Annotated in this window: 7 protein-coding genes; all 7 read right to left on the reverse strand. The window is 52.6% G+C overall.

Annotated elements, in window-relative coordinates; translation table 11 throughout:
• Positions 1-234 precede the first annotated feature (234 nt).
• The 7 genes from D5269_RS16795 to D5269_RS16825 all read right to left on the reverse strand — a co-directional run bounded on the left by D5269_RS16795 (position 235) and on the right by D5269_RS16825 (position 4,796).
• Positions 235-465: a helix-turn-helix domain-containing protein gene (locus tag D5269_RS16795; protein ID WP_016316021.1), complete on the reverse strand. Its 231-nt coding sequence runs from the start codon at positions 463-465 to the stop codon at positions 235-237.
• A 14-nt stretch (positions 466-479) separates the two neighbouring features.
• Positions 480-1,865 (reverse strand): M23 family metallopeptidase, encoded by a 1,386-nt coding sequence (locus D5269_RS16800; RefSeq protein WP_120487071.1) that lies wholly within the window; start codon positions 1,863-1,865, stop codon positions 480-482.
• A gap of 106 nt (positions 1,866-1,971) precedes the next feature.
• Positions 1,972-2,286 carry a type II toxin-antitoxin system RelE/ParE family toxin gene (locus D5269_RS16805; RefSeq protein WP_016316019.1) on the reverse strand — a complete coding sequence of 105 codons (315 nt, stop codon included), beginning with the start codon at positions 2,284-2,286 and terminating at the stop codon, positions 1,972-1,974.
• Entirely contained in the window at positions 2,273-2,539 is a 267-nt protein-coding gene (locus D5269_RS16810; RefSeq protein ID WP_016316018.1) for a type II toxin-antitoxin system Phd/YefM family antitoxin, read from the reverse strand. The genes D5269_RS16805 and D5269_RS16810 overlap by 14 nt, the downstream gene beginning before the upstream one ends.
• A gap of 322 nt (positions 2,540-2,861) precedes the next feature.
• Positions 2,862-3,068 (reverse strand): hypothetical protein, encoded by a 207-nt coding sequence (locus D5269_RS16815; protein WP_120487070.1) that lies wholly within the window; start codon positions 3,066-3,068, stop codon positions 2,862-2,864.
• Between the two features lie 137 nt (positions 3,069-3,205).
• Positions 3,206-3,823 carry a hypothetical protein gene (locus tag D5269_RS16820; protein ID WP_166545234.1) on the reverse strand — a complete coding sequence of 206 codons (618 nt, stop codon included), beginning with the start codon at positions 3,821-3,823 and terminating at the stop codon, positions 3,206-3,208.
• Positions 3,795-4,796 (reverse strand): conjugal transfer protein TrbL family protein, encoded by a 1,002-nt coding sequence (locus tag D5269_RS16825; protein ID WP_147408045.1) that lies wholly within the window; start codon positions 4,794-4,796, stop codon positions 3,795-3,797. Before D5269_RS16825 ends, D5269_RS16820 begins: the two co-directional genes overlap by 29 nt.
• Between the last annotated feature and the right edge of the window lie 88 nt (positions 4,797-4,884).

The following is a 4,884-nucleotide window of genomic DNA, read 5'->3' on the forward strand; positions in this document are numbered from 1 at the left end:
TGCCGCTTCTTTCGCTGCTGCTGTCCAAATACGTTGTATTGCTATTTGGCTCCTTCTTTATTGACGACACCGTCTAGGCAGCACTCCTTTCGATTTATACGAAAAACCAATTAAAATCAGAAAAATCCTTATAAAATTGGTTTTTCAATGAGACGGGGCGGCGTGAAGCGACGCCAGCACGCGCAGCGTGCGTATCGCCGGATTTTAGCCGGCGATTAGTATCAGAGATGATATTTACGGGGGCGGGTGGGTATGGCGGTCTATATAGGTCTCCTCCTCCAAACACCGAACCACATCCCGTTTGAGAATGCGGTAGTGAACGCCTATACGGAAACAGGGCAGCCTCTCTTCCGCGATCAGACGGTAGAGATACGATTCGCTGGCACGAATGAGGCGGCTGACCTCACCGGGTGTCAGCACCTCCGGCGGAGCTTCAAACAGGGAATGCAGGTCTGCAAATTTCATAAGGGGCTCCTTTCTTACATAGGCAGGATCAGCCTGGGATTGTGGACAGATCCGTTTATCTGATACTCAAAATGGAGATGAGGCCCTGTGCTCAATCCAGTGCTAGTGCCTCCCACATAGCCGATCACTTGGCCGCGCTGTACCTTCTCCCCTTCCTGGAAGGCTCCAAAGGAGGACAGATGGGCATGCATGGTGGTGATTTCGCCGCCGTGGTCGATCACAATGTGGTGGCCGAAGGTACGCATATTGGTGAGTTTCAGCAGCACAACGCCATCCATCGCCGCGTAAACAGGCGTCCCCGCATCCGCAGCGAAATCCATGCTGGTGTGGATCGGATCGGGGGCGTAATTGCGGGGGCCAAATTCGCTGGTGATGCTGCGATAATCGCGAATCGGCATCCCCGCAGGGCCACCGAAAAATTCCTGGTTATCCTGCCCGGCCAATGTATCGCGGATCGTGTTATGGGTTCCGCCGCCGGGATAAGCGCCGGAGGCACCGCCGGTAATGCCGCCCATAGGCAGGTCAGCGAACTCCCCAAAGTAAATTAGGGTGTTGTAGGACATCTCCACACTTTTGAGATACTCCCGGTCATCCTGCAAACCAAACTTATTCCGGAATTGCTCCACGCCTTTGTCATGGAAACGGTAGGTCATCTCCACATGGATGGTGGATTCCGGTTCCTTCTCATCACCGTCCGACCAGGTGACGGTAGAGGTTTCGGACAGCTTTTCAGTCTCGACAATATCGTGCCAGAAATTTACGCTGTCCACCGCTCTTTTGAAGTGCGCAAAGGATGATTCCCGCCAATCATCGGTATGAATCTCAAACATAGCAATAATCAGTACGCAGGCTTCCTGTACTTCTGCGAGAAACGCTTCCTCTACAGGGTCAAAGGTGTAGGTATAGGTCACATGGTCATAGCCGGAAAACTTCCCGCTGGCAATGCGCGCCTCAAAATCCGCTTCGATTTTTTGCTTTTGGTGTTGGATGTCCTTCTCATACGCCTCCCGAACATAGTCCTTAAACTGCCCATAAACCATTTTCGGGCCGGTGTTGTCGGCCATATCAACCGGCTCTTCAAAGAACATACTTGGAAGGGAGGAAAAGACCATCACGAGAAAGAACGCAATGACGATCACTCCCTTGATTACCGGTTTAGCCAATAGTCCTGCCAGCAGCCCGGCAACTGTCCCAAAAACCGTGCCAGCAGGACCACCGGCCGTCGTTCCAGCAGCGGCTCCAGCTCCTGTAGCAGCGCCGGTTCCGGCCCCGGCAGCAGAGGCCGCTGCAGTTCCAATATTAGAGGCGGCGTCATAAACGCCCTTTGCGGCGGGTCCCGTATGGATACCGCTATCCAGCGACTGCTCCAATCCATCTGATGTTCTGTTTTCCTCGGACAAATCTCTCCCTCCTTTCCATCTGTTGGGAAAAGGAAAGAGCAGCCCAAAAGGACTGCTCTTTTCCATGAATTTTGTTATTCGGTTGTTTTAACCTTTGTTTCCCTTATCAAAGATTTTCGGGAAACAGTTTTTTGATATAATCGGTGCTGCTGTGGACAATATGACTAACATAAACGGTATTGCCATCAATGTGGTAAAAGCAGAGGTAACGGCCCACTACCAGCATTCGGTAGCCGTCCAGCCGTTTACCTGGCAGCTTTGTACCCATTTCCGGGAAGTCTTCCAGCTTATCAATCGCGTCCAAAATGCGGTCGGTGATCTTTCTGGCGGATTGCGGCCCTACATTCAGAAGATGATAGGCAGCAATATCCCGCAGCTGTAGGCGCGCCTCTGTCAGCAGCTGGACCTTATGCTTGCTCATATAGGTCCTCCAGTTCAGCCCTCACCTGACCGGTGGTATAGGTGGGCGCGCCCGCCAACCGGTTTCTCTCGGCAGTGAGCAGCTGTTCCAGCAGCTTCAACTCGGCCTCTCGTTTCTCGTAGTCCTCAATAGAAAGAAAAATCATTTCCCCTTCGCCGTTTCGGGTGATATAAATAGGCTCGCCGCTCTCTTTGGACAGCTTTACCAGGCTGTCGTAGTCATTTCGCAGAGTGGTAGAAGATTTAATCAGCATCTATCCGGCCTCCTCTAAAGTTATTTTAATATTATTATACACGAATTTAGTTAGAACAGCAATACCATTTTCACCCATTGCGCTGCCTTTCCTGTTACCGCCATCTTTTTCGGCTATGTGCTGTATAGAGCCCAACACCTAAGATTGCCAGGCAAAGCAAGCCAGCTGCCATTCTGATCCACTTCATTTTCTGTGCCTCCTAATTTCTTCCTTTTATTTTGCAGAAGATGATCACGCCGATAAACACCAACACAGCCATCCCGGCGCCAACATAATAGGGAATATGGCTTCCCCCGGCAGATTGTGCTGCGGCTGTCTCCTGCTACGGCGCAGGGGATTCCTCCGGTAACTCCGGTTCTGCCGGCGATGCCGGGATAGGCGCTTTATCGGCCTCATCCCCGACCGACTCGCTGTAAGCAGCGGGCGGGACAGGGGATTCCGCACCAGTCTGTGCAAAAGCTGTTACACCAGCACAGCAAAGCGTCATCATCACAAACAACAGGGCAAAAAGATTCTTGATTCGTTTCATAGGGTATCGTTCCTTCCTTTTATTTTTTCTTTGGCGGCGCTACGGCAGGGCCAGGTTCCGGATCAGGCCTTGATTTTTCAAACGCCTCGATCCGGCTGCCATCTCTGCGGAACACCTCCAGGCTAGCGGGGTTGTTTTTAGAAAAGCGCCTGATTTGATTGGCCGACTGCATTCCGGTAGAGATGGACGACGTTTCTGTTCTTACCGGTCGTTGGATCTATTGGGGAGGTGGTCCCCTGGATCACGCCGTTGTCCACGCTGGAGAACTGCACCATGTGTGCCTCTCCTGTGTCCGGCCTGCGGTAAACGGTGTCGGTGGAGCCATCCGCCCTTTTCAGCATGGAACGCTCTACACCCTCGGCAGGGGTCAGCTGAGAAGCGCCAATAAGATTGGCGTCCTCTCCGGTGAAGGCAGGGAATCCGCCGCCGGAAGAGGTGCCTTTCTCCGGGTCAAACTTATCATGGGGCAGGCCGTGGGCCAGGTTGGACAGCCTCTCCAGCGTTTCATCATCCAGATTACGGAATCCGGCAGCAGCTCCCGTTTTTCCATGGTCTGCGCCCTGTTCCAATGAAATTTTCCCCTCCTGTACCTCTGTGGGCTTCTTTTGGCCGTTTTCTTCAACACCTCCTGTTTTGTTATCGGCTGCGGGCGGCTCCTCTATCGTAAACGGTCCTCCATCCATCCTGGAGCGGGCGGCCCGCATCACATCGGCGACAAAGCCTTGTTTAGCAGCGGTGATCCCCAAAAGGGTCATGCCGCCAGCGGCAGCGGGCCCTTGAACGCTGGAAGGGGGGAGGGGCATTTGTCTCTCCGCTTTCGCCCTTTCGGCTGCCCATACCGCTGATCTCATCTGCTGCGCTGCAGTCAACGCCGCTTGCTGTTCCGCTGCTCTTGCCTGCAATGAAGCCTGCGCCGCTGAAATATTTTCCAACAGCGGAGGCCATACCGGCCGCTGAGCGGATGGTCATGGCAATCCCCGCAATGGTACCGCACAAAGAACGCACCACATCGCCGGTACTGGCAGTATTCAGCCCCAGGATACGCAGCAGGGTATCGGCTTTTTGGGCGAATTTCAGAAAGGCGTATCCCATAAGGAAGGTAAAAATGATTTGATCGCCGCTCTGTTCAAACACCGGCATAAAGCTGAGGAACAGTTTGATAGACCAGATATTGATGAGCAGCAGCATGGCCTGGGAGGCCACCAGCCGGCACCATGATTTCAGAATCTGCGCGGTGGATTTGAAAGCGCTGGTGGCAAAAACCACCGGCGCGCAGTAGAGGGCAAAATAAAATACAATATACCGCTCCACGCATTCCACTGTCAGTTTTAGAAATTGCCAGCCCATTACCAGCATGAGGATCACTGCCACAATATTCATAAAGGGGTTGGAAAAAACGCTGTGGAAGATGGCGGTCACCAGTGTGCTTAACTCAAACTGGTATGGGGTGGAAGCGGCATTTAAGAATATCGCATAGGGGTCGGCCATCAGCCCCAGAATCAGGTCGATGATAGAACGGGAATAAACGATCATCCCGAAAAAAAGGGCGGTCTTTCCCAGCATCTTCAGCGGGTCTTCCGCCTCCATATCCAGCATAACGCCGAAGTTGCGAAAGATTTGAAATACCAACATAATGAACAGCAGCCCCACCGCAAACCCGATGATCACATCATGGAAATCTGCGGCAGCGGGGAAGTATTGCTCGAAAGTATTTAGGTCAAATCCCAATGCGCCGAGAAAGCCATTAGGGCTTGTTTGAAAAATAGTGAAGGCTGAGCTAAATCAACAAAATAGCGATAGCGGCAATGTAAACGAA

This window comes from Anaerotruncus sp. 1XD42-93, assembly GCF_009917605.1.
Lineage (GTDB): Bacteria > Bacillota > Clostridia > Oscillospirales > Ruminococcaceae > Anaerotruncus.